Origin of the sequence: Nocardioides lijunqiniae, from assembly GCF_015024225.1 — a bacterium.
Classification (GTDB): Bacteria; Actinomycetota; Actinomycetes; order Propionibacteriales; family Nocardioidaceae; genus Nocardioides; species Nocardioides lijunqiniae.
On the sequence record NZ_JACJGM010000001.1, the window covers coordinates 418,878 to 441,391 of the forward strand.

The window sequence follows — 22,514 nt, forward strand, 5'->3', positions numbered from 1 at the left end:
GTGGCGCGCGGACAAGGACCCAGATGACGCACGGACTTCGCGGCGCACGACGCCCCCGACTGGCCGCCGTCGCGCTCGCGAGCGTGCTGGCGATGAGCCTGGGGCTCGCCGGCTGCGACGGCTCGGGCGATCCCGAGCCCAGCCCGGCGCCCACGTCCTCGAAGCCGCCGAAGCCGCCCAAGACCACCGAGCTCACCTTCGGCGTCTGGGGCGCCAAGGAGGAGGTCGCGGCCTACCAGGACCTCGTCGACACCTACAACGCCGAGACCGAGGGCAGCCGGATCGAGCTGATGACCTGGCCGACGCACGAGGCGTTCGCCAGCGGCCTGCGCTCCGGCGACCCGACCAAGGTGCCCGACCTCTACCTCGTCTCCCGCGGTGACGTCGCCACGCTGCGCGAGAAGGAGCTCAACCAGCCGCTGCTGGAGCTGCTCGACGAGCGGGGCGTCGACTACAGCGACGACTACGCCCGCGACGCGCTCCTGTCGTTCTCCGCCGACAACGAGCTGCAGTGCATGCCCTACGGCATCTCGCCCATGGTCATGTACTACAACACCAAGCTGATCGACTTCGAGCGGATGCGGGCCCTCGACCTGCCCGCCCCCGACGACGACCTCCACGAGGGCTGGAACTTCGAGCAGTTCACGGCCGCGGCCAACTTCGCCACGCGACCGCGCCGCGGCACCCGCGGCGTCCACGTCGACCCGACCCTGCGCGGCCTGGCGCCGTTCATCTACTCCGGCGGCGGCGACCTCTTCGACGACGACGACGACCCCACGTCGCTCGCGCTCTCGGAGGACGACTCCCGCGAGGCGCTGACCCGCACCCTGGAGCTGCTGCGCGACGCCTCCGTGACGCTCACCGACGAGCAGCTCAGCCGGGCCAGCGCGCTGGAGTGGTTCAAGCGCGGCAAGCTCGGCATGATCCCGGGCTTCCGCGAGCTGACGCCCGAGCTGCGTCAGGTGCCGGGGCTGGAGTTCGACGTGATGCCGATGCCCACGCTCGACGACGACGCCACGATCGGCGACATCACCGGCCTGTGCGTCTCCTCGGAGGCCGCGAGCATCGCCAAGGCGGCCGACTTCCTCGTCTACGTCGTCTCCCGCGAGTCGACCGCCCGCGTGGCCGCCGAGGGCTACCTCGCGCCGGCCAACCTGCCGGTCGCCGTCTCCGACGACTTCCTGCAGCCCGGCCAGATGCCGGAGCACGCCGGGGTCTTCACCGAGACCGTGCGGTCCATGGTGGTCCCGCCGCTGCTGGAGGACTGGCCCCAGCTGGAGCGCGCCGTCCGCTCGACGCTGCGGCTGATGCTCACGACCACCCTGCCCGACATCGAGGCGCTCACGACCCAGATCGACGAGCAGTCGCGCGAGGTGCTCGACCCCGAGCTGCCCTCGGATAGCCCGAGCCCCAGCGAGGAGTAGCTACTCGCCGTCCGCCTCGGCGTCGGTCCGGGCCGTCTCGTCGGGTTGCGGTGCCTCCGCGGCCTCGGTGGCCTCGGCGGCCTCCCGGTCGGCCTGCAGGATCGCGGTCACGATGACGGGTGCGGCGAGCGCGATCTGCCACCCACGGGCGCCGTAGCCCGACAGCTGGGTGACGACCGCGTCGACGAGCTCGTCGCCGCGACGCGTCGCCGGCGGGCTCCACAGGGTGCGGCGCAGGAAGTCGGGGGTGAGGACGTTCTCCACCGGCAGGTGGCGCTGCTCGGCGAGCTCGGTCATGGCCTCGCGGGCCAGCTGGAGGCGCCGGGCCGCGACCGGGTCCTTCTCGGCCCAGGCGCGCGGCAGCGGGGGGCCGTCGCCGCGCGGGGCGCGGCTGGGCAGGTCGTCCTCGTCCATCTCGGCCACCTCGCGCAGCGCGGTGGCGAACCGGCTGGCGTAGCGGTCGGCGCCCCGGCCGTGGAAGCCCTTGGTGGCCAGCAGCGCGGCGCGGTCCTGGGGCATCGCCTGGGCCGCGGCCACGATGGCGGAGTCGGGCACGATCCGGCTGGGGGTGACGTCGCGCTGCTCGGCGATCGAGTCACGCAGCTCCCACAGGGCGCGCACGGCGCCGAGGGCGCGGCGTCCTCGCACCCGGTGCAGGCCGGAGGTGCGCCGCCAGGCGTCGACGCGCGTGGGCAGCTCGAAGGTGCGCAGGTAGTCGAACTCCTGGCGCGCCCAGTCGTCCTTGCCGGTCTCGACGAGCTCGGCGGCGATCAGGTCGCGCAGCTCCACGAGCACCTCGACGTCGAGGGCGGCGTACTCGAGCCAGTCGCGCGGCAACGGCCGGGTCGACCAGTCGACCGCGGAGTGCTCCTTCTTCATGCGACGGCCGAGCAGGGTCTCGACCAGCGTGGCCAGGCCGACGCGGGGGTAGCCGAGGAGCCGGCCCGCGAGCTCGGTGTCGAAGAGCGCGGTGGGGTAGAGGCCGACCTCGTTGAGGCAGGGCAGGTCCTGGGTGGCGGCGTGCAGGATCCACTCGGTGCCCTTCAGGGCCTCCTGGAGCGGGGCCAGCGACTCGAAGGCGATCGGGTCGACGAGCGCGGTGCCGGCGCCCTCGCGGCGCAGCTGGATGAGGTAGGCGCGGTTGGAGTAGCGGTAGCCGGAGGCCCGCTCGGCGTCGATCGCCACCGGGCCGGTGCCGCCGGCGATCGCCTCGCAGACCGCGAGCAGCGCCTCCTCGGTCTCCACGACGTCGGGCAGGCCGTCGCGCAGGGTCAGCAGCTCGGCGAGCGGCGCGGGCGCGTCGTCCTCCGGCGTCTCGTCCTGCGGCGTCTGGGGTGCCTCGGTCATCAGCGGCCCGAGCCCCGCTGGCCGCGGCGGCCGGGCATGACCGTCACGCCGTCGGGGACGGGCGGGAGGCCCACCGCGGTGCAGAGCAGCTCGCCCCAGGCCTCGACGTGCGGGCCGACGTCCAGGCCACCGCCGGGCGTGGCGGCGAGGGGGGTCCAGGAGGCCCGGATCTCGAGCTGTGCGGCGCCCTCCTCGTCCGACATGCCGCCGAAGCTCTCGGTGGCCACCCGGGTGACGGTGCCGGAGACGGCGGTGTAGCCGGCGCCGTGGGAGGCCAGCGCCTCGGTGAGCCAGGTCCAGCCGACGTCGGCCAGGAGGGGGTCGGTGATCATGTCCAGCTCGATCTCCGCGCGGGCGTAGGCCACGCAGCGGAAGGTGCCGTCCCAGGCGTCGTTGCCGGCCGGGTCGTGGAGCAGGATGATCCGCCCGGTGCCCACGTCGGTGCCGTCGACGGTGACGTCGGCGGAGAGCGCGGCCGCGTAGGGGGCGATGCGCTGCGGCGCCGGCATCTCCTCGCAGAAGATCTCCGGGCGCAGCGTGGCGTCGCGCATCGTCGCGACGGCCTCCTGGAACTCCGGAGGGCTCGCGTCTGCTCCGGAGCCCGGACGAGACTCCTGACGGACCACCATGGGCCCACAGTAAGGCGGGGTGAGTCGAACCCTTGTGCGAACACGCCGGGGCCCACCTGGGAGGCTGGGGTCATGGTCCCGCCCACGCCCCACCCCGGACTCGCCGACAGCGCCTTCCTCAAGGCCGCGCGTGGCGAGCCCGTGCCCCACACGCCGGTCTGGTTCATGCGTCAGGCCGGCCGCTCGCTGCCGGAGTACCTGAAGCTGCGCGAGGGCGTCGGGATGCTCGAGTCGTGCATGCGCCCCGAGCTGACCGTGGAGATCACGCTGCAGCCGGTGCGCCGCTACGGCGTCGACGCCGCGATCTTCTTCTCCGACATCGTCCTGCCGCTCAAGGCCGTCGGCGTCGACCTGGACATCAAGCCGGGCGTCGGCCCGGTCGTCGCGAAGCCGGTCCGCACGCTCGAGGACGTCGCGGCGATCCCCGACCTCACCCCCGAGCACGTCCCGTTCATCACCGAGTCGGTGCGGGCGCTGGTGGGCGAGCTCGGCGCCACCCCGCTGATCGGCTTCGCGGGCGCGCCGTTCACCGTGGCGTCGTACCTCGTGGAGGGCGGTCCGTCGAAGGAGCACGCCAAGACCAAGGCGATGATGTTCGGCGCCCCCGACGTGTGGGACGCGCTGATGCGCAAGATCGGGCAGATCTCCGCGGCCTACCTGGAGGTCCAGGTCCAGGCCGGGGCGTCCGCGGTGCAGCTGTTCGACTCGTGGGCCGGGGCGCTCACGCCGGTCGACTACGAGGCGCTCGTGATGCCGCACTCCGCGCGGGTCCTGGCGCGGGCCGGCGAGCTGGGCGTGCCGCGCATCCACTTCGGCGTCAACACCGCCAGCCTGCTGACGCTGATGGGCGAGGCCGGCGCCGACGTGGTCGGCGTCGACTGGCGCACGCCGCTGGCCTCCGCCGTACCGCTCGTGGGGGAGCGCAGCGTCCAGGGCAACCTCGACCCGACCCTCGTCTTCGCCCCCACCGAGATGATGACCGCGCGGGCCGCGGACGTGATCGAGGCCGGGCGGGCCGCGCGCGGCCACATCTTCAACCTCGGCCACGGCGTCATCCCCTCCACCGACCCCGACCAGCTCAAGAAGCTGACGGAGTTCGTGCAGTCCTTCCCGCTGTAGCCGCGAGCCGATCGTGGTCGTCACCGAGCAGGACCGGGTCCACCTCGACCTCGTCGCGTCCTGGCTCCGGCTCGAGGACGAGCCGGAGCGCGCCGACGTGACGCTGCTGTTCGGCGGCTCGCTGCCCGACACGTGGGACGCCGCGGCCGCCGCCGTGCGCGATGGCCTGGCCGGGACGCTCGTGCTCGTCGGCGGCGTCGGCCACACCACCGACGCGCTTCGCGACGTGCTGCGCCAGCGGGGGCGGGACGTCGACCCCGCCGCCACGGAGGCGGACCTCATGGCCGGCTACCTCGCCGACGAGCACGGCCTGGTCGACCTCCTCCTGGAGCGCGAGTCCACCAACTGCGGCGACAACGTCACCCTGGCCCGCGACCTGCTGGCCCGCCGCGGACTGGAGCCCGAGGTCGTGGCGCTCGTCCAGGACCCGACCATGCAGCGGCGCATGGACGCCGTCACCCGCCACCACTGGCCGGCCGTGCGTCCCCTCAACCGCCCCGGACCGGACAGCCGCGGCTGGCCCCTCGAGCGCTGGGTGGCGCTCGTGGTCGGCGAGGTGCCTCGTCTGCGCGACGACGCCCAGGGCTACGGACCTCGAGGATCCGGCTACCACGCCCACGTCGACGTGCCCGCGGACGTCGAGGCCGCCCACGCCGCCCTCCTCGCCGCCCACCCCGACTGGGGCCGCCCCGCCGTCCTCCGCTGAGGGATGCGTCCGGTGTCGGGTGGGTCGGTGGTCGCGGCCGGGTCGTGTGCCGCAGGCAGCGCTGGGCCGGGGTCTCCGGCACACGACCCACATCGGCGTGGTCGAGCGCTCGGGTCGTGTGCCGCAGGCAGCGCTGGGCCGCGGTCTCCGGCACACGACCCACATCGGCGTGGTCGCGGCCGGGTCGTGTGCCGCAGGCAGCGCTGGGCCGGGGTCTCCGGCACACGACCCACACCCGCGAGTCCCCGGACCGCGGCCCCGGCGCCCCCCGGACCGGGGGTCAGGCCTTCTTGGTCGCGGCCTTGCGCGTCGAGGCCTTCTTCGTCGCGGGCTTCGTGGCGCGCAGCCGGACGCGGGCCTGGCCGGTGGCGGAGAGGTCGACGTCCAGGTAGTCCTGAGCGCTGAGCAGCGCGCCGAGGCGGGGGGAGCCGTAGTCGCGGGCGTCGAACGAGGGGTTGTTGGCGCTGATGTAGCTGCCGACCGCGCCGAGGGCGGCCCAGCCGTCCTCGTGGGAGGTGTTGTCGATGGCGGCGACCAGGATCCTGCGCAGGTCGGGGCGACGCGGGGGCGACTCGACGTCGGCGTCGGGCTCGTCGGAGGGCTCCTCGTCCTTGGCGTCGGAGGTGAGCAGCTCGAGGTAGATGAAGCGGTCGCAGGCGGCGACCAGGGAGGCGGGCGTCTTGCGCTCGCCGAGCCCGTAGACGGTCAGGCCGGACTCGCGCAGCCGCGTGGCGAGCCGGGTGAAGTCGCTGTCGCTCGAGACGATCGCGAAGCCGTCGAGGTGACCGGCGTAGAGCAGGTCCATGGCGTCGATGATCATCGCGGAGTCGGTGGAGTTCTTGCCCGACGTGTTGGCGAACTGCTGCACGGGCTGGATCGCGTGCTGGGGCAGGGTGTTCTTCCAGCCGACGAGGTTCTGCGTGGTCCAGTCGCCGTAGGCGCGCTTGACCGTCGGCAGCCCGTAGCGCGCGACCTCGCGCAGGACGGCCCCCGCGTGCCGGGGGGAGGTGTTGTCGGCGTCGATCAGGACGGCCAGGCGGCTGGTCTCGGAGGGCATCCGCCCATGATGCTGCAGGTCAGGCGTCGGCGGCAGCCGGGGCGCGGCGCCGCGCCGCACGGCGTACGACGAGGCGCGCGGGGAAGGCGAGCAGGGCGAGGACGGCGAGGAAGGGCAGGGCCGCCCCCAGCGCCGTGGCGAGCGCGACCGTGACGTTCTTGAACCCCGTCCAGCCGCTGTCGAGGCCGGCCAGGAAGCCGTCGCGGTCCTTCTTCTTCTCGGCCGGGGCCTTCTTCGCCGGGGTGCGCTCGATCGACACCGTCAGGGTGGCCTGGGAGGTCTGGTCGGCGAGGTAGGCCTGCTGACGCTCGAGCGAGCCCAGGCGCGCCTGACGCTGCGCGAGCTGGCCCTCGATGTCGACGATGTCGCGGATGCTGGTCGCCTGGTCCAGGAGCACCTCGATGCGGCGGATGCTGCGGCGCTGGACCCGCACCTTGACGTCGGTATCGATGACCTGGGTGGTCACGTCCTCGACGTTGGTGCTCGAGGCGATCAGGTCGGCGGCCCCCTCCAGGCCCGCGACGGCCTTCGCGAAGCTCGCCGAGGGCACCCGCAGGACCAGGCGGGCCCGCTTCACCTCGCCCTGCTTGTCGGTGACCGTGTCGTTCTGCGCGATCTCGCCGGCCAGGGAGTCGACGACCTTCTGGACGTCGAAGAGCGCCTTGCCGACGTCCGGGGAGCGCAGCTGCACGCTGCCCTGGGAGATGAGCTTGCGCTCGGTGGCGGGTGTCGTGTCGGCCGACTCCTGCGCCGGGTCGGCCGCGAGCGCGTTCGGCGCGCTCGCGTCGCGGTCGGCGCTCGAGAGCGCGTCCGCTCCGCCCTCGAGCCGCTCCTCGGCGGCTGAGTCGCCGCCGCCGCTGTCCTGGCTTGCCTCGCCGGCGTCCGAGCCGCCGGCGGAGTCCGAGCCGGACGAGCAGGCGGCGACGGAGCCGACCAGGACGGCGGCGAGCGCGGAGGTGGCGAGGAGCCGGCGGAGGGGCGAGGGACGTGAGGCGCGGGTCATGGTGCTTCGACGGCCCGGCGCCCCGGCCGGTTCCCCCGGTCGAGGAGGTCTCAGGAGGCGCGTGCCTGCTGGTACTGCCGGGCGCGGGCCACGAGCGCCGCGTGGAGGTCGCGGACCGGCTCGGGCGCGTGCGCGACCTTGCGGCGGCGCAGGACCAGCGTCACGACGGCGGTGTCCTCCGCGATCGGGCGGTGGGCGATCAGCCCGGCCCGCTCCAGCGGGTCGCCGGCGACGCTGAAGTCCGGCAGCAGGCTCAGCCCCAGCCCCTCCGCGACCAGCAGCTTGCCCATCTCCGCCCCGTCGGTCGTGTGGCTCACGGACGGCAGGTCCTGGCCGAAGAGCCGGTGGGCGAAACGGTGCATCAGGTAGCCGGCGCGCATCGCCACGAACCGCTCGGCCCGCAGCTCCTCGACCGTCACCGCCTCGCGGGCGCAGAGCGGGTGCCCGCCCGGGAGCACGACGACGGGCCGGCCGTGGAGCAGGTCGGTGCCGAGCAGGTCGACCGGCGGGTCGTCGCCGCTGAGGGTGTTGACCAGACCCAGGTCGAGCGACCCCTCCAGCAGGGCCCGGTCGATCTCGGCCTGCTGGAGGTTGAGCACCTCCACCGTCGAGCCGGGGTGCGTGACCTGGAAGTCGTGCACCGCCGGCACCAGGAGGGTGGCGGTGGCGGCGTTGACCGTGCCCACGCGCACCGCGCGCGCCGTCGTCGTCCGGTCACCGGCGGCCACCCTCAGCTGGTCGACGGCCTCGAGCACGCCCTCCACGTGCTGCAGCAGCTGGCGTCCCTCCTGGCTGATCCGCGCCCCCGAGCGACGCCGGTCCAGCAGGGTCACGCCGAGCTCGCGCTCCAGCTTGCTGATGGCCTCGCTCAGGGCCGGCTGGGAGAGGTGCAGGCGCTCGCTGGCCCGCCGCAGCGAGCCGTGCTGGGTCACGGCGGCGAAGTACTCGAGCTGCTCGATGCGCACGATGCTGTCTCCCGGGTTGGTTAACTCAACTGAGTAACTATAGTTTAGGGCACCGTGACAGGCATCGCCTGTCACCCCGTCGTCCGAACCTCGCCCGCGCTGCACCGTCCCGCCTTGCATCCGGGGCAAAAGTCCAGCAACCTAATACACATAAGCGTGAAAACGCGGAAGGGGGAGATCCCATGTCCAAGCTGACGTTCCACTGGTTCCTGCCCACCAACGGCGGGGACGGCCGCCAGGTCGTCGGCGGTGGCCACGGTGTCGCCGCCGGTGCCTCGGGGCGTCCCGCCTCCGTGCCGTACCTCGGTCAGATCGCCCGCAGCGCCGAGCAGCTCGGCTTCGAGGCGGCGCTCACGCCGACCGGCGCCTGGTGCGAGGACGCCTGGATCTCCACCGCGATGCTCAGCAGCCTCTCGGAGCGCCTGAAGTTCCTGGTCGCCTTCCGTCCCGGGCTCACCGCGCCCTTCCTGGCCGCCCAGATGGCCGGCTCCTTCCAGAACCTCTCCGGCGGGCGGCTGCTCCTCAACGTCGTCACCGGCGGGGAGAGCCACGAGCAGCGGATGTTCGGTGACTTCCTCGACAAGGACGGCCGCTACGAGCGCTGCGACGAGTTCCTCACGATCGTCCGCCGCCTGTGGGCCGGCGAGACCGTGACCTACGAGGGCAAGCACCTCTCGGTGGAGGACGCCACGCTGTCGCAGATCCCCGACCCGCTGCCCGAGATCTACTTCGGCGGCTCCTCGCCCGCCGCCGGCGACGTCGCGGCCAAGCACGCGGACGTCTACCTCACCTGGGGCGAGCCGCCCGAGGCCGTCGCGGAGAAGGTGGCCTGGGTCCGCGGCCTGGCCGCCGAGCAGGGCCGCGAGCTGCGCTTCGGCATCCGGCTGCACACCATCACCCGCGACACCTCCGAGGCGGCGTGGGCCGAGGCCGACCGGCTGCTTGCCGGCATCGACGAGGAGCAGATCGCCAAGGTCCAGGCCGGGCTCAAGAAGAGCGAGTCCGAGGGGCAGCGCCGCATGCTCGCGCTCAACCAGGGCTCCAAGGACGGCCTCGAGATCTACCCCAACCTCTGGGCGGGCGTCGGGCTGGTCCGCGGCGGCGCGGGCACGGCCATGGTCGGCAGCCACGCCGAGGTCGCCGACCTCGTCGAGAAGTACGCCGAGGTGGGCATCTCGGAGTTCGTGCTGTCCGGCTACCCGCACCTGGAGGAGTCCTACGCGTTCGGCGAGGGCGTCCTGCCCGAGCTCGCGCGGCGCGGCCGCTGGGAGCACCCGGCCCCCGTGGCCGGCACCGCCTCCGTGCCCTTCGGCGCGGCACCCCGTGCGAAGGCCGCCTCGTGAGCGCGCCCGGCCACGCGCGCGTCGCGGTCGTCGTCGGCAACCCCAAGCCGGCCTCGCGCACCCTCGACGCGGCGACCTACGTCGCCACCGAGCTCGGCGGGCGGCCCCCCGACCTGGTCGTCGACCTGGCCACGCTCGGCGCCGGGCTGCTCGACTGGGCCGACCCGACCGTGGACGACCTGGTCTCCCAGGTGAGTCGCGCCGACCTGGTAGTCGTCGCGTCGCCGACCTACAAGGCCACCTACTCCGGGCTCCTGAAGCTCTTCCTCGACCGGTTCACGCCGGCGCGCGGCACCGGCCTGCACGGGACCGCCGTACCCCTGATGCTGGGGGCCGGCCCCGCCCACGCCCTCGCGCCCGAGCTCACCCTGCGACCGCTCCTGGCCGAGATCGGCGCCCCGGTGTCGCTGCGCGGGCTCTACGTCCTCGACAGCGCCCACGACGACCCGGCGGCGTACGCCGACTGGCTGGCCTCGGCCCGCCCGGTCGCGCGCGCCCTGCTCGCCGCCTCGTCTGAGCTCTCGACGACGGGAGTCCCGGCGTGAACGTCGCCCCTCTCTCGACCAACCAGGACCTCGACCCCACGCGCCTGCGCGAGGCCTTCGGGATCTTCCCCAGCGGCGTGGTCGCGGTCGCCGCCGAGGTCGACGGCGAGCCCGTCGGCCTGGCCGCCAGCTCGTTCACGTCGGTGAGCCTGGACCCGCCCCTGGTGTCGTTCTCGGTCGCCAACACCTCCAAGACCTGGCCGCAGCTGCGTCGCGCCGCCCACCTCGGCGTCACGATCCTGGCCGCCCACCACGGCGACGTCTGCCGCCAGCTGGCCGGTCCGGTCGGCGAGCGCTTCGACGGCATCGACGTCACGGCCACCGAGGAGGGCGCGGTGACCCTCGACGAGGGCCTGGCCCGCTTCGACTGCACCATCCACCGCGAGGTCGAGGCCGGGGACCACACGATCGTGCTCCTCGAGCTGCACGCCGTCGAGCACGCCGACACCTCGCTGCCGCTGGTCTTCCACCGCAGCGGCTTCGGACGCATGGCCAAGCCGGCCTGAGCGTCCCCTCGAGCACCTCGTGCCGTCGCGGCCGTGCACCCGGTCGCGGCGGCACGAGGGTCTGAGACGATGAGGACGTGGGTGCGAGCGTCGTCGTCGTCGGAGCCGGGATCGCGGGACTGACCGCAGCCCACGACCTGGTTGCCGCCGGGCACGACGTGCTCGTGCTGGAGTCGTCCCCCCGCGTCGGCGGCAAGGTGCTCCGCCACGAGGTCGCCGGCGTGACCGTCGACGTCGGCGCCGAGGCGATGCTCAACCGGCGCCCCGAGGCGGTCGGCCTCGCCCGCTCGCTGGGCCTCGACCCGATCCACCCCGCGCTCGTCTCGTCGCGCATCTGGACCCGCGGCGCCCTGCGGCCGCTCCCGCGCTCGCTGATGGGCGTCCCCCTCGACCTCGACCAGCTCGCGGCGTCGGGCGTGCTGTCGGAGGCCGGGCTGGCCCGCGTGCGGGAGGAGCCGACGATCCCGCCCGAGCGCATCGACGGTGACATCTCCGTCGGCGACCTCGTCGCCCGGCGCTTCGGCGACGAGGTGACCGACCGCCTGGTCGAGCCGCTGCTCGGCGGTGTCTACGCCGGTCACGCGCGCCGGCTCTCCGCCCGGGCCTCGGTGCCGCAGCTGGTGACCTTCGCCGAGCGGGGCTCGCTGCTCGAGCAGGGTTCGTCGGTCCCGACGACGTACGACCTGCCGGTCTTCGCCGGGCTCGCCGGCGGCATGGGCGGCCTGACCGACGCCCTGGCGGCCGGCCTCGACGTCCGCACCGACGCCACCGTGCGGTCCCTGGCGCGCGCCGGCGACGGCTTCGTCCTCACCGTCGGCCCCACGACCTCCACGGAGCGGCTGCGCGCCGACGCCGTCGTGCTCGCCACGCCCGCGGCGGCGACGGCCCGGCTGCTCGCCGAGGTCGCACCGGCCGCGGCCGAGGAGCTGCGGGCCGTGGAGTACGCGTCGATGGCCGTCGTCACGCTCGCCTTCCGGGTCGAGGACGCGGCGGCGTTCGAGGACACCGGCTCGTCCGGCTTCCTGGTGCCGCCCGTCGACGGGCGTCGCATCAAGGCCTCGACCTTCTCCTTCGCCAAGTGGGAGTGGGCCCGCGAGGCCGGCGCCGCGGCCGGGGTCGTGCACGTGCGCACGTCGCTGGGCCGCCATGGCGAGGAGGTCGCCCTGCAGGCCTCCGACGAGAAGCTGGTGTCCGCCTCGCTCGCCGACCTCGCCGACGCGATCGGTCTGTCCGCCCGCCCCGTGGACACCCACGTGCAGCGCTGGGGCGGGGGACTGCCCCAGTACGCCGTCGGCCACCTCGACCGGGTGGCCCGGGTCCGCGCCGCGGTGGCCCGGGTGCCGGGCCTGGCCGTGTGCGGCGCCGCCTACGACGGCGTCGGCATCGCGCCCGTCGTCGCCTCCGCGCACCGGGCGGCTGCCGACGTCCTGGGTGGCAGCGTCACAATGGACCCATGAGCGAGACGACCTCCAAAGCAGCCCGCGTCCGGGAGATCAACGACTCGATCCGCTACACGATGTGGTCGGTCTTCAAGCTCGACACGGTGCTAGGCGACGACACCGACCGCCCCGCCATCGGGGCGGAGGCCGAGAGGCTCTTCGCCGAGCTCGCCGAGGTCGACGTCGTCGTGCGCGGTGTCTACGACGTCAGCGGCCTGCGCGCCGACGCCGACCTGATGCTGTGGGTGCACGCGACCACCAGCGAGGAGCTCCAGCTCGCCTACCACCGCTTCCGCCGCACGGCGCTCGGTCGCCGCCTGGAGCCGGTCTGGTCGCAGATGGCGCTGCACCGCCCCGCGGAGTTCAACAAGAGCCACGTGCCGGCGTTCCTCAACGACGAGGACCCCAAGCGGCACATCTGCGTCTACCCGTTCGTGCGGTCCTACGAGTGGTACCTCCTCGAGGACTCCGAGCGTCGCCGGATGCTCGCCGAGCACGGCAAGATGGCCCGCGACTACGTCGACGTGCGCGCCAACACCGTGGCCAGCTTCGCCCTCGGCGACTACGAGTGGATGCTCGCCTTCGAGGCCGACGAGCTCTACCGCATCGTCGACCTGATGCGGCACCTGCGCGCCTCCGACGCCCGCCGTCACGTCCGCGAGGAGGTGCCGTTCTACACCGGCTCCCTCGTCCCCGTCGCGGAGCTGGTCGAGCGACTGCCGTAGCGGCCGTCGGTGGTTGAGGAGGGACGAAGTCCCCTCTCGAAGCCACCCCGCCACCACGGTGGTTGAGGTGCGAGCGAAGCGAGCCTCGAAACCACGTCTCCGGTGGTCGAGCAGTGAGGAGCGCCAGCGACGAGCGGCCGTCGAGACCCTTGCACCTCTGGCCGCTTCTCGGGGCCGGACTGGGGTGCCGCGCGCGTAGCCGGTCGCGTCTCCGCGTCAAGGATCGCCTGCGGCGCCCGCTTCGCGGCGCCCTTCGGGCGTCCTTGACCCGGAGCCTCTCTCGACCGGCTTGACGGCGCACGGGGCGACACGGGCTTCGCCCGCGCCGCCCGCGCAATGCGCGGCACCCCTGGTGGGGCTGGTGTGACTGGTGGTGCGTCTACCGACACTCAGCGTCGGCAGTTGGTCACCACATCGGGCCGGCCAAGCGTGAAGACCTCCGCCCGGAGCTTGAACTGCCGACGTGGGTGACCGACAGGCAGGGCCCGCGCTGTTTGCGGGCGGCGCGGCGAAGCCGTCGCCGCCCGTGCGCCGCCAAAGCAGCCCGGGAGAGGCTCGGAGTCAAGGACGGCCGGAGGCCGCCGCGAAGCGGGCGCCGAAGGCGATCCTTGACGCCGAGACCCGGGCTGCTAGCGCGCGGGCCAACACCAGCCCCGCACGCAGCAGGTGGTTTCGAGGCTCGCTGCGCTCGCACCTCAACCACCGTGGGGTCGGTCGGCGATCGGCTCACCGGGTCTCGACGGGCGCTCGTCGCTGACGCTCCTCGCTGCTCGACCACCGGAGGGTGGTTTCGAGGCTCGCTGCGCTCGCACCTCAACCACCGTGGGGTCGGTCCGCAGCCGGCTCACGGGGTCTCGACGGGCGCTCGTCGCTGGCGCTCCTCGCGGCTCGACCACCGTGGGTCGGTGGCGACGCAGGGTCAGTCGGAGGCGCTGTCGACCGGCTCGAGGGTGAGGCTGATCGAGTTGATGCAGTAGCGGTCGCCCGTGGGGGTGCCGTAGCCGTCGGGGAAGACGTGGCCGAGGTGGGAGCCGCAGTTGCTGCAGCGGACCTCCACCCGCTTCATGCCGGCGGAGTTGTCCTCGATGTACTCGATCGTGTCGCTGATCGGCTGGTAGAAGCTCGGCCAGCCGCAGCCGGAGTGGAACTTCGTGTCCGACTCGAAGAGCTTGGCCTGGCACGCCTTGCAGCGGTAGATGCCGGTCGTCTCGGTGTCGGTGTACTCACCGACGAACGCGCGCTCCGTGCCGGCCTGCCGCAGGACGGCGTACTCCTCGGGCGAGAGCTCCTCGCGCCACTGCTCGTCGGTCTTCTCCACCTGGTAACCCATGGGGTCAACGGTAAGGGGCGACCCAAGTCACCCCTCCGGCTGGTTGACGGTTTCAGTCAACACATGTTCACTGAAGCACGTGACGACCATTCCCTGGGAGCGGGTCCGGCGAGCCGGGTCCAAGCTGACCACGCCGCTGCACCCCGACGACTACCTCTCGTTGCTGAACCCGCTGTGGAGCTCACGGGAGCTGCGCGGGCGCATCGAGAAGGTGGTCCCCGAGACCGAGGACGCCGCGACGCTGGTGATCCGGCCCGGCTGGGGATGGCACTACGAGCACCGCCCCGGCCAGTACGTCGGCATCGGCGTCCAGGTCGAGGGCCGCTTCCAGTGGCGGTCGTACTCCGTCAGCTCGCCACCGCGGCGCGACGGGCGCACCATCTCGATCACCGTCCGGGCCATGCCCGAGGGGCTGCTGTCCGCGCACCTCGTCAACGGCCTCGAGCCCGGCACGATCGTGCGCCTGGCCAAGCCCGAGGGCGACTTCGTGATGCCCGACCCGCCGCCGGAGCGGCTGCTCTTCCTGGTCGGCGGCAGCGGGATCACCCCGGTCATGGCGATGCTGCGCACGCTGGACCGCCGCGGCACCATGCCCGACGTCGTCCTGCACTACTCCTCGACCACGCCGGAGCGGATGATCTTCCGCGACGAGCTGGCCGCGCTGGCCGAGAAGCACGAGTCGTTCACCTTCCACCAGCTCCACACCGACCTCGACGGGATGCTGGACCTCCAGGAGCTCGACGCGGTCTGCGACGACTGGCACGGACGCGAGACCTGGGCCTGCGGCCCGGGCCCGATGCTCGACGCCGTGACCGAGCACTGGGAGTCGGTCGACCTCGAGGAGCGCCTGCACGTCGAGCGCTTCTCCCTCGAGCTCGGTGGCGAGGGCGGTGAGGGCGGCACCGTCACGTTCCGCAACTCCAGCAAGACGGTCGAGGCCGACGGGGCCACGACCATCCTGGAGGCGGGGGAGCAGGCCGGTGTCGGCATGCCCTACGGCTGCCGCATGGGCATCTGCCACACCTGCACCGTCACCCTCGTCTCCGGCACCCTCCGCGACCTGCGCAGCGGCGACGAGTTCGGCCAGCCCAACGAGCCCGTCCAGACCTGTGTCACCGCCGCCGTCGGTGACTGCACCCTCGACATCTAAGGAGATCACGATGGCCATCGCCGACGTCAAGGAGTACACCCACCTCACCGAGGAGGAGGTCGAGCAGCTCGGCCGCGAGCTCGACGCGATCCGCGCCGACATCGAGGAGTCCCGCAACTCCGACGACGCGGCGTACATCATCCGGATGATCAAGCTCCAGCGCGGCCTCGCCGCCGCCGGCCGGGTCACGCTGATGGCCGGCACCCAGTCGCGCCGCACCCGCGTGCCGGCCGCCGTGCTCGGCGGGAGCCTGCTCGGCCTGGCCAAGATCCTCGAGAACATGGAGATCGGCCACAACGTCATGCACGGCCAGTGGGACTGGATGAACGACCCGGAGATCCACTCCAGCAACTGGGAGTGGGACACCGCGCAGCCGGCCGAGCAGTGGAAGCACTCGCACAACTACGTGCACCACCAGTTCACCAACGTGCTCGGCCACGACAACGACGTGGGCTACGGCATCCTGCGGATGGCGCGCGAGCAGAAGTGGCACCCCTACTACCTGGGGCAGCCCGTCTACAACGCGCTGCTGGCCTCGCTCTTCCAGTGGGGCGTCGCGCTCCACGACCTGGACCTCGAGCGGATCCGCAAGGGCGAGAAGGACCCGAAGGAGATGAAGCGGCAGCTGCGCCAGATCCTGCGCAAGGGCCGCAACCAGATCCTCAAGGACTACGTCGTCTACCCCGCGCTCTCCGGCCGGCAGTGGAGGACCACGCTGGTCACCAACGCCAGCGCCAACCTGGCGCGCAACCTGTGGTCCTACATGATCATCTTCTGCGGCCACTTCCCCGACGGGGCGATGCACTTCACCGAGGAGGAGCTCGAGGACGAGACCCGCGCGGAGTGGTACCTGCGCCAGATGCTGGGCTCCGCCAACTTCGAGGGCGGGCGCACGCTCCACGTGCTCAGCGGCAGCCTCGGCTACCAGATCGAGCACCACCTCTTCCCCGACCTCCCGAGCAACCGCTATCCGGAGATCGCGGTGAAGGTGCGGGCGCTGTGCGACAAGTACGACATCCCCTACACGATCGGACCGCTGCACCGGCAGTACGGCCAGGCGCTGCGCACGATCATGAAGCTGTCGCTGCCCAACCACATGACGTCCTCGGACGACCCGGCCCCGCCGGAGCGCCGCGACACCGCGAACGAGCCGCCGCGCGACCGCAAGCGCCGCTCCGACGAGGAGCGCCAGCCGCGACGTCGCGAGCTGGGCGCCTACGCCCGCAGCCGCCGCGAGCGGGAGCACGACTGATGGACGCCGCGCCCACCACCTTCGCCGAGCTGCCCCGCGACCCCCGGCTGGGGGTGCCGGTGCCGTTCGCCTGCTCCTCTCCGACGCAGCTGGACAAGCGCCGGGTCACGCAGTGCGCGCTGAGCCGCGTGTGCGGTGTCTGCGGCACCGGCCTCGGCCGGCCGATCGCGTTCCTCGGATCGCCCGCCGAGGAGGGCCGCAACGCCTTCCACTTCCCGCCCACGCACGAGGAGTGCGCCACGGCCCTGCTGGCGGCGTACGACGGGGTGGGCGAGGCGGTGCTCGGCCAGGACGAGCCGCTCGCCTCGTGGGTGGTGGTGACCACCGCCAGCTTCGAGTTCGTGCGGCCCGGGCGCGACGACGAGGACCGGCGGCCGACCTTCCAGCTCACCCGGGTGCTGTCGGGCTAGTTTGGCTCCATGCCCAAGCCGCCAGCCGCCGAGGTCGACGCCGGAGGACGCGCGGTGCGCGTGTCCAGCCCCGACCGGGTGATCTACGAGGCCACCGACACCACGCCCGAGGTCACCAAGCTGATGGTGGCGCAGTACTTCGCCAGCGTCGACGACGGCCTCATGCGCGCGCTGCGCGACCGGCCGACCGCGCTGGAGCGCTGGCCCGCCGGTGTGCGCCCGGAGATCACGCTGGCGACGGGGCGACCGGGGGAGAAGGCCGACGCGTTCTACCAGAAGCGGGTGCCTAAGGGGGCGCCCGACTACCTGGAGAGCGTCGAGATCACCTTCCCGTCGGGGCGCACCGCCGAGGAGATCGTGCCCACCGAGATCGCGGTGCCCGTCTGGTGCGCCCACATGGGCACGCTGACCTTCCACCCCTGGCCGGTGCGGCGCAGCGACGTCGACCGGCCCGACGAGCTGCGCATCGACCTCGACCCCCAGCCCGGCACCGGCTTCGGCGACGCCGTGCGCGTCGCCGGGGTGGCCCGGGAGCTGCTGGAGGAGCTCGGGCTGAAGGGTTTCGTGAAGACCTCGGGCAACCGCGGGATCCACGTCTACGTGCGGATCCGCCCGGAGTGGGAGTTCGCGGAGGTCCGCCACGCGGCGATCGGCTTCGGGCGTGCGCTGGAGCGGCGCGACGACCAGGTGACCACGGCCTGGTGGAAGGAGGAGCGCGGCGAGCGGATCTTCGTCGACTTCAACCAGAACACCCGCGACCGCACGATCGCCTCGGCCTACTCGCTGCGGCCGATCCCCGGCGCGCCGGTCTCCACGCCGCTGCACTGGGACGAGCTGGCGCAGGTGAGCGACCCCCGCGTCTTCAACCTCTTCACCGTCCCCGAGCGGCTCGCCGACGGTGACCCGTGGGCCGGCATCGACGACGAGGCCTACTCGCTGGAGCCGCTGCTGGCGCTGTGGGAGGAGCTGCCGGGCGGCGAGCTCAACTACCCGCCCGACCACCCGAAGATGCCCGGAGAGCCGCCGCGCGTGCAGCCCAGCAAGAAGGTGGAGTCCCACTGGGACGAGGACGGCAACCGCGTCGAGGCCTGAGCCGGTCGGACGCACGGAAGCCCCGCCCGGTCACTCCTCGCGGAGTGGTTGGACGGGGCTCCTGGCTGATCCGGTGGCGCACCCGGCGCCGGCCGCGGCCTCACGGCCGGAGCGGGATCCTTGCTTCCTCGAGACCGCGACTTCGTGCTCCCCCCAGCCACACGAATTCGTTGTTTCGATCCACATAATCTAGGTAGCCGTCTTACAACCGAAATCAACAGGAAGTACACACGATTGCCACATTCGGCCCGATCGTGGGGTCGACGTGACGCCCGTGACGGGTGGGGGCGACGGGTCGAGGCGCTGCTCGGGCCCGGTCAGACGTCGGTCGGACGCCGCTCAGACGCCGGTGACGCCCTCGCCGGTGCCGCCCGCCTGCTCGTCGAAGCTCTCGTGCTCCAGCAGGTGCAGGACGGGCACGCCGATCTTGCGGCGGGCCTGGCTGGTCCAGTCGAGGTGGAAGAACTCCGCGACGACGTGCGGGCGGGTGAGGATGATCGCCTCGCGTCCGTCGACCTCGGAGACCTTGGCGGCCAGGGCGTCGATCGGCGGGTCGGTGACGACGGTGCTGCTGCCGATGGTCGCGCCGGCGGCGGTGAGCGACTCGAGGGTGTGGCGCAGCTCGCGGTCGGAGCGCTCCTCGCAGTCCTTGCGTACGGCGTCGAGGTCGACGTCGCTCATCGACATGGCGGGGGAGGCCAGCATCTCGCCGGCCGAGAGCGAGCCCATCGAGGCCTCGATGCGGGCCGCGGCGTCCTCGAGCGGCAGGAGCACGTGGTAGGTCACGGGGTCGTCGAGCCCCTCGTGGAGTGAGCGCACCTGGGCGGCGTCCACCGGCGTGAGCTCCTGCTCGATCAGCAGCACGACGTCGTAGTCAGCCATCTGTGTCTCCCCTGGCGTTGTCGGTGGTCGAGCTCGGTCGAGCACTGAGAACACTAGCGAGGTCGTAGCGGACGGGCTGCTCCAGTTGGTCGTAGCCGCACGACTCCGGGTCGCGGTCGGGCCGCCAGCGCTTGAAGTGGGCGGTGTGGCGGAAGCGGCGGCCCTCCATGGCGTCGTACTTGACCTCCAGCACGCGCTCGGGGCGCAGCGGCGTGAAGCTCAGATCCTTGCCGGCGCTCCAGCGGCTCTGGGTGCCGGGCACGCGGTCGGGGTTGGCGATCGCCTGGGGGCTCTCGGGTCCGGCCCAGGCCGACCACGGGTGGTCGGCGATGTCGCAGACGAGGGGCTGGAGCTCCTCGATGAGCTCGGCGCGGCGCTTCTGGGTGAAGGACGCGCTCACACCGACGTGCTGCAGCTGCCCGTCGGCGTACAGCCCGAGCAGCAGGCTGCCCAGGAGGGGCTGCTCCGGGGTGCTGGTCTTGTGCTCGCGGTAGCCGCAGACGACGACGTCGGCGGTGCGCTCGTGCTTGACCTTCATCATCGTGCGGCCGTTGGGGGTGTAGGGCGCGTCCAGCGGCTTGGCGATCACGCCGTCCAGCCCGGCGCCCTCGAACGTGGTGAACCACTCCTGGGCCACCGCCGGGTCGTCGGTCGTGCGGGTGAGGTAGCAGGGCCCTTCGAGTCCGGAGAACGACTCCTCCAGCGCCGCGCGCCGCTCCCGCAGCGGCCGGTCGACGTACGACTCGTCGCCGAGCGCCAACAGGTCGAAGATCACGAAGCCCGCGGGCGTGGTCTCGCTCAGCATCGTGACGCGGGACTGCGCGGGGTGGATGCGCTCCTGGAGCACCTCGAACTCCAGCCGGTCGCCGTCGGGGGAGACGCTCGCGACGAAGAGCTCGCCGTCGACGACGCAGCGCTCTGGCAGCTGCTTCTTGATCGCCTCGACCACCTCGGGGAAGTAGCGCGTGAGCGGCTTGGTGTTGCGGCTCGTCAGCTCGACCTCGTCGCCGTCGCGGAAGACCAGGCAGCGGAAGCCGTCCCACTTCGGCTCGAAGACCAGGCCGCCGTGCTTGGCGGGGTCGGGCACGCCGGCGACGGCCTTGGCGAGCATCGGCTGGACGGGCGGCATCACGGGCAGGTCCACGCCCCCGAGGCTATTGCACCGCGGGTCCACTGCGGGTCGGGTGCGGATCGACTGCACCGTGAAGTAGAGTAAGTCACTTGAGTATGACGAATAAGGGAGAGCGGCAGTGAGCACAGGTCCGTCGATCGGGTACGTGCCGGGCGTCTACGACCTCTTCCACGTCGGCCACCTCAACGTGCTGCGTCAGGCGCGCGAGCAGTGCGACGTGCTGGTCGCCGGCGTGGTGTCGGACGAGATGTGCCACCAGGCCAAGGGCACGGTCCCCTTCGTGCCGCTGGAGGAGCGGCTCGCGATCGTGGACGCCATCGGCATCGTGGACGCGACGTACGCCGAGACCACGCCGGACAAGCGCGACGCGTGGGCCCAGGTCGGCTTCCACCGCGTCTTCAAGGGCGACGACTGGCGCGGCACGGAGCGCGGCGACGCCCTCGAGCGGCTGCTCGCCCCGCTCGGGGTCGAGGTCGTCTACTTCCCCTACACGGTGCACACGTCCAGCACGCAGCTGCGCGCGGTGATCGCGGCGTCCAGGCCGGCGTCGTGACGACGGCGCCCGTGCGGGGCGCGACCGGGGCCCGGGTCGACGACGCCGGCGTGCTCGTGCGCACGCCGGTCGAGGGGCCGCTGGTCGTCAGCCTGGACGGGCGCTACGTCTGGGCCTTCACCGCGGCCCGAGACGGCCGGTCCCACCGCGGTGGTGTGCTCGTGCCGTGGCCGGAGGTGCTGCGGCCGTACCTCGCCGGCTGGACCCGGGTGCGGGTCGCCGACGTCAGCGGGGAGCACGTGCTCCTCGACGAGGAGGTGCGGCTGGGCCAGGGTGACGGCCAGGGTGACGGGCGCATCGCGGTCGTCGACGCCCAGGGACTGCCGCTGGCCGTGGACAAGGTGGGCCACCTGGGGCGTGCGTTCTCCGCGACCGACTCCGGCGTGCGCGACGAGATCCTGGCCGGCACCCGGCGCGCGCTGACCGACCTCCGCGAGGCCTGCGGCGTAACGGCGTACCTCAACTACGGCGCGCTGCTCGGTGCCGTGCGGGACGGCGCGATGATCGCGCACGACTCCGACACCGACGTGTGCTACCTCAGCGTCCACACCTCGCCGGCCGACCTGATCCTGGAGTCCTACCGCGTCGAGCGCATCCTGCGCGACCTGGGCTGGAGCCTCCTGCGGATGTCGGGAGGCGACCTCAAGCTGCTGCTGCCGCTGAGCGACGGGCGGGTGTGCCACATCGACGTCTTCGTGGCGTTCCGCGTCGACGGGACGTTCTACCAGCTCGGCAACCGCAGCGGACGCCTGCCGGAGTCGGCGATCCTGCCGCTGTCGACGGTCGAGCTGCACGGCGTCGAGCTGCCGGCCCCGGCGCGCCCCGAGGAGATGCTCGCGTTCGTCTACGGCCCCGGCTGGCGGGTGCCCGACCCGGCGTTCAAGTACGCCGACCCGGTCGCCGGCGTGCGGCGCCTGGACGGTTGGCTGCGCGGCTTCCGCACGGACATGGGCCGGTGGACCGCCTTCCACCAGGGCGAGGAGGCGCGGCGCGTGCCGCGGCGCCGGTCGTCGTTCGCGCGGTGGGCGCACCGGCAGCTGCCCGCCGGAGAGCCGGTGACCGACCTCGGCGCCGGCACCGGTCGCGACGCCCTGTGGCTCGCCACCCGCGGCCGGTCGGTGCTGGCCTACGACTTCTCTCGCGCCGCGCGAAGCCGCCTGGCGCGCCGTGCGAGGCGCCGGGAGCTGCCGGTCGAGGCGCGGCTGCTCGTCCTCAACGAGCTGCGCAGCGTCCTCGTGACCGGCGCCGAGCTGGCGCGCGCCGAGTCCCACCTCTACGCCCGGCACCTCCTCGGCTGCCTCGACGAGGCGGCTCGCGCCAACCTCTGGCGGCTCTCGCGCATGGCGCTGCGAGGGCACGGCGGGCTGCTGCTCCTGGAGTTCGCCGCCGACGCAGGGGGAGACCTGCCGGAGCCGCAGCCGGGCGGACTCGTGCGGCGCCTCGCGCCCGACGTCGTACGGCGTGAGGTCGAGGCGGCGGGCGGGGTCATCGAGCACGAGGAGCTCGGCCCCGGCGAGGACCTCTTCGACCTCCCGGACCCCGCCGTCTGCCGCATGCGCGTCGCCTGGCCCCTGCGTGATGCCCATGCTCGTGCCCATCGCACCACTGCTGAGAGGACCACCCCATGACCAGCCCCCTCGACCCGATCCGCTCCCGGCTGGCGGTCGGGCGCGACCGCGCCGCCCGGCTGCGCCGGCGTCCCGGCCTCGGCGTGTTCGCCCGCCTCGCGGCCCTGGAGGCGGAGGTGCAGGAGAACCGGCAGCTCAACCGCCGCATCGCCGAGCTCACCGACGTCGTCGGCGAGCTGCTGCTGCCGGTCGCCGACCGGGACGAGGAGCGGGTGCGGCAGGCGCTCGCCGACTACCGCGTCCGTCTCTGACGGTCCGGGCGCTCTATCGTGGTGCC

23 protein-coding genes are annotated in these 22,514 nt (G+C 72.9%); 15 read left to right on the forward strand and 8 right to left on the reverse strand.

Going from position 1 to position 22,514, the window contains the following annotated elements; all coding sequences use genetic code 11:
- Window positions 1-23 precede the first annotated feature (23 nt).
- A complete protein-coding gene (locus IRQ30_RS01995; protein ID WP_193611361.1) occupies window positions 24-1,424 on the forward strand; it encodes an ABC transporter substrate-binding protein in 1,401 nt (466 codons plus the stop codon).
- Here IRQ30_RS01995 and IRQ30_RS02000 read toward each other — a convergent pair whose 3' ends face one another.
- Both IRQ30_RS02000 and IRQ30_RS02005 read right to left on the reverse strand, forming a co-directional pair.
- Complete coding sequence (locus tag IRQ30_RS02000) at window positions 1,425-2,771, reverse strand: HRDC domain-containing protein (RefSeq protein ID WP_193611362.1); 1,347 nt, start codon at window positions 2,769-2,771, stop codon at window positions 1,425-1,427.
- Window positions 2,771-3,400: a DUF3000 domain-containing protein gene (locus IRQ30_RS02005; protein WP_193610699.1), complete on the reverse strand. Its 630-nt coding sequence runs from the start codon at window positions 3,398-3,400 to the stop codon at window positions 2,771-2,773. Before IRQ30_RS02005 ends, IRQ30_RS02000 begins: the two co-directional genes overlap by 1 nt.
- 72 nt (window positions 3,401-3,472) lie before the next feature.
- Between IRQ30_RS02005 and hemE the strand changes: the two genes are divergently transcribed.
- Together hemE and IRQ30_RS02015 are read left to right on the forward strand one after the other, a co-directional pair.
- Window positions 3,473-4,519 carry a uroporphyrinogen decarboxylase gene (gene hemE, locus IRQ30_RS02010; RefSeq protein WP_193611363.1) on the forward strand — a complete coding sequence of 349 codons (1,047 nt, stop codon included), beginning with the start codon at window positions 3,473-3,475 and terminating at the stop codon, window positions 4,517-4,519.
- 13 nt (window positions 4,520-4,532) lie between these two features.
- Entirely contained in the window at window positions 4,533-5,225 is a 693-nt protein-coding gene (locus IRQ30_RS02015; protein WP_193611364.1) for an ElyC/SanA/YdcF family protein, read from the forward strand.
- A gap of 280 nt (window positions 5,226-5,505) precedes the next feature.
- On the opposite strand, the gene IRQ30_RS02020 is transcribed toward IRQ30_RS02015, so the two are convergent.
- From IRQ30_RS02020 to IRQ30_RS02030, 3 genes are read right to left on the reverse strand one after another with little or no spacing between them, the layout of a single operon-like run.
- A complete protein-coding gene (locus IRQ30_RS02020) occupies window positions 5,506-6,282 on the reverse strand; it encodes an NYN domain-containing protein (RefSeq protein ID WP_193611365.1) in 777 nt (258 codons plus the stop codon).
- A 19-nt stretch (window positions 6,283-6,301) separates the two neighbouring features.
- Entirely contained in the window at window positions 6,302-7,285 is a 984-nt protein-coding gene (locus IRQ30_RS02025) for a DUF4349 domain-containing protein (protein WP_193611366.1), read from the reverse strand.
- Window positions 7,286-7,335: 50 nt separating this feature from the next.
- Entirely contained in the window at window positions 7,336-8,250 is a 915-nt protein-coding gene (locus IRQ30_RS02030) for a LysR substrate-binding domain-containing protein (protein WP_193611367.1), read from the reverse strand.
- Window positions 8,251-8,432: 182 nt separating this feature from the next.
- On the opposite strand from IRQ30_RS02030, the gene IRQ30_RS02035 reads away from it, so the two are divergent.
- The 5 genes from IRQ30_RS02035 (at window position 8,433) to hemQ (ending at window position 12,808) form a co-directional block, all read left to right on the forward strand.
- Window positions 8,433-9,593: an LLM class flavin-dependent oxidoreductase gene (locus IRQ30_RS02035; protein ID WP_193611368.1), complete on the forward strand. Its 1,161-nt coding sequence runs from the start codon at window positions 8,433-8,435 to the stop codon at window positions 9,591-9,593.
- On the forward strand, window positions 9,590-10,138 hold the full coding sequence (locus IRQ30_RS02040) for an NAD(P)H-dependent oxidoreductase (protein ID WP_193611369.1): 549 nt from the start codon (window positions 9,590-9,592) through the stop codon (window positions 10,136-10,138). The genes IRQ30_RS02035 and IRQ30_RS02040 overlap by 4 nt, the downstream gene beginning before the upstream one ends.
- Window positions 10,135-10,644 carry a flavin reductase gene (locus IRQ30_RS02045; RefSeq protein ID WP_193610691.1) on the forward strand — a complete coding sequence of 170 codons (510 nt, stop codon included), beginning with the start codon at window positions 10,135-10,137 and terminating at the stop codon, window positions 10,642-10,644. The genes IRQ30_RS02040 and IRQ30_RS02045 overlap by 4 nt, the downstream gene beginning before the upstream one ends.
- A 77-nt stretch (window positions 10,645-10,721) precedes the next feature.
- A complete protein-coding gene (gene hemG / locus IRQ30_RS02050) occupies window positions 10,722-12,101 on the forward strand; it encodes a protoporphyrinogen oxidase (RefSeq protein ID WP_193611370.1) in 1,380 nt (459 codons plus the stop codon).
- A complete protein-coding gene (gene hemQ, locus IRQ30_RS02055; protein WP_193611371.1) occupies window positions 12,098-12,808 on the forward strand; it encodes a hydrogen peroxide-dependent heme synthase in 711 nt (236 codons plus the stop codon). Before hemG ends, hemQ begins: the two co-directional genes overlap by 4 nt.
- A gap of 919 nt (window positions 12,809-13,727) precedes the next feature.
- Here the strand turns inward: hemQ and msrB are convergent.
- Window positions 13,728-14,138 (reverse strand): peptide-methionine (R)-S-oxide reductase MsrB, encoded by a 411-nt coding sequence (gene msrB, locus IRQ30_RS02060; RefSeq protein WP_193611372.1) that lies wholly within the window; start codon window positions 14,136-14,138, stop codon window positions 13,728-13,730.
- 79 nt (window positions 14,139-14,217) lie between these two features.
- On the opposite strand from msrB, the gene IRQ30_RS02065 reads away from it, so the two are divergent.
- Genes IRQ30_RS02065 through IRQ30_RS02080 form a run of 4 tightly spaced genes read left to right on the forward strand, consistent with a single transcriptional unit; the run spans window position 14,218 to window position 18,042 of the window.
- Window positions 14,218-15,288 carry a ferredoxin reductase gene (locus tag IRQ30_RS02065; protein WP_338089527.1) on the forward strand — a complete coding sequence of 357 codons (1,071 nt, stop codon included), beginning with the start codon at window positions 14,218-14,220 and terminating at the stop codon, window positions 15,286-15,288.
- A 10-nt stretch (window positions 15,289-15,298) separates the two neighbouring features.
- The gene (locus IRQ30_RS02070; protein ID WP_193611374.1) at window positions 15,299-16,540 is read left to right on the forward strand and encodes a fatty acid desaturase family protein; all 1,242 of its coding nucleotides are present in this window, start codon (window positions 15,299-15,301) and stop codon (window positions 16,538-16,540) included.
- On the forward strand, window positions 16,540-16,950 hold the full coding sequence (locus IRQ30_RS02075; protein WP_193611375.1) for a hypothetical protein: 411 nt from the start codon (window positions 16,540-16,542) through the stop codon (window positions 16,948-16,950). The genes IRQ30_RS02070 and IRQ30_RS02075 overlap by 1 nt, the downstream gene beginning before the upstream one ends.
- 9 nt (window positions 16,951-16,959) lie before the next feature.
- Window positions 16,960-18,042, forward strand: a complete 1,083-nt coding sequence (locus IRQ30_RS02080; protein ID WP_193611376.1) for a DNA polymerase domain-containing protein — start codon at window positions 16,960-16,962, stop codon at window positions 18,040-18,042.
- A 339-nt stretch (window positions 18,043-18,381) separates the two neighbouring features.
- Here the strand turns inward: IRQ30_RS02080 and IRQ30_RS02085 are convergent, their stop codons facing one another.
- Entirely contained in the window at window positions 18,382-18,924 is a 543-nt protein-coding gene (locus IRQ30_RS02085) for a hypothetical protein (RefSeq protein ID WP_193611377.1), read from the reverse strand.
- The gene (locus IRQ30_RS02090; RefSeq protein ID WP_193611378.1) at window positions 18,917-20,068 is read right to left on the reverse strand and encodes an ATP-dependent DNA ligase; all 1,152 of its coding nucleotides are present in this window, start codon (window positions 20,066-20,068) and stop codon (window positions 18,917-18,919) included. The genes IRQ30_RS02085 and IRQ30_RS02090 overlap by 8 nt, the downstream gene beginning before the upstream one ends.
- Window positions 20,069-20,174: 106 nt before the next feature.
- Here IRQ30_RS02090 and IRQ30_RS02095 point away from each other — a divergent pair, with 106 nt between their 5' ends.
- Genes IRQ30_RS02095 through IRQ30_RS02105 form a run of 3 tightly spaced genes read left to right on the forward strand, consistent with a single transcriptional unit; the run spans window position 20,175 to window position 22,488 of the window.
- On the forward strand, window positions 20,175-20,609 hold the full coding sequence (locus IRQ30_RS02095) for an adenylyltransferase/cytidyltransferase family protein (protein ID WP_193611379.1): 435 nt from the start codon (window positions 20,175-20,177) through the stop codon (window positions 20,607-20,609).
- Window positions 20,606-22,237 carry a class I SAM-dependent methyltransferase gene (locus IRQ30_RS02100; RefSeq protein WP_193611380.1) on the forward strand — a complete coding sequence of 544 codons (1,632 nt, stop codon included), beginning with the start codon at window positions 20,606-20,608 and terminating at the stop codon, window positions 22,235-22,237. Before IRQ30_RS02095 ends, IRQ30_RS02100 begins: the two co-directional genes overlap by 4 nt.
- On the forward strand, window positions 22,234-22,488 hold the full coding sequence (locus IRQ30_RS02105) for a DUF6752 domain-containing protein (protein ID WP_227466765.1): 255 nt from the start codon (window positions 22,234-22,236) through the stop codon (window positions 22,486-22,488). Before IRQ30_RS02100 ends, IRQ30_RS02105 begins: the two co-directional genes overlap by 4 nt.
- The last annotated feature ends 26 nt before the right edge of the window (window positions 22,489-22,514 follow it).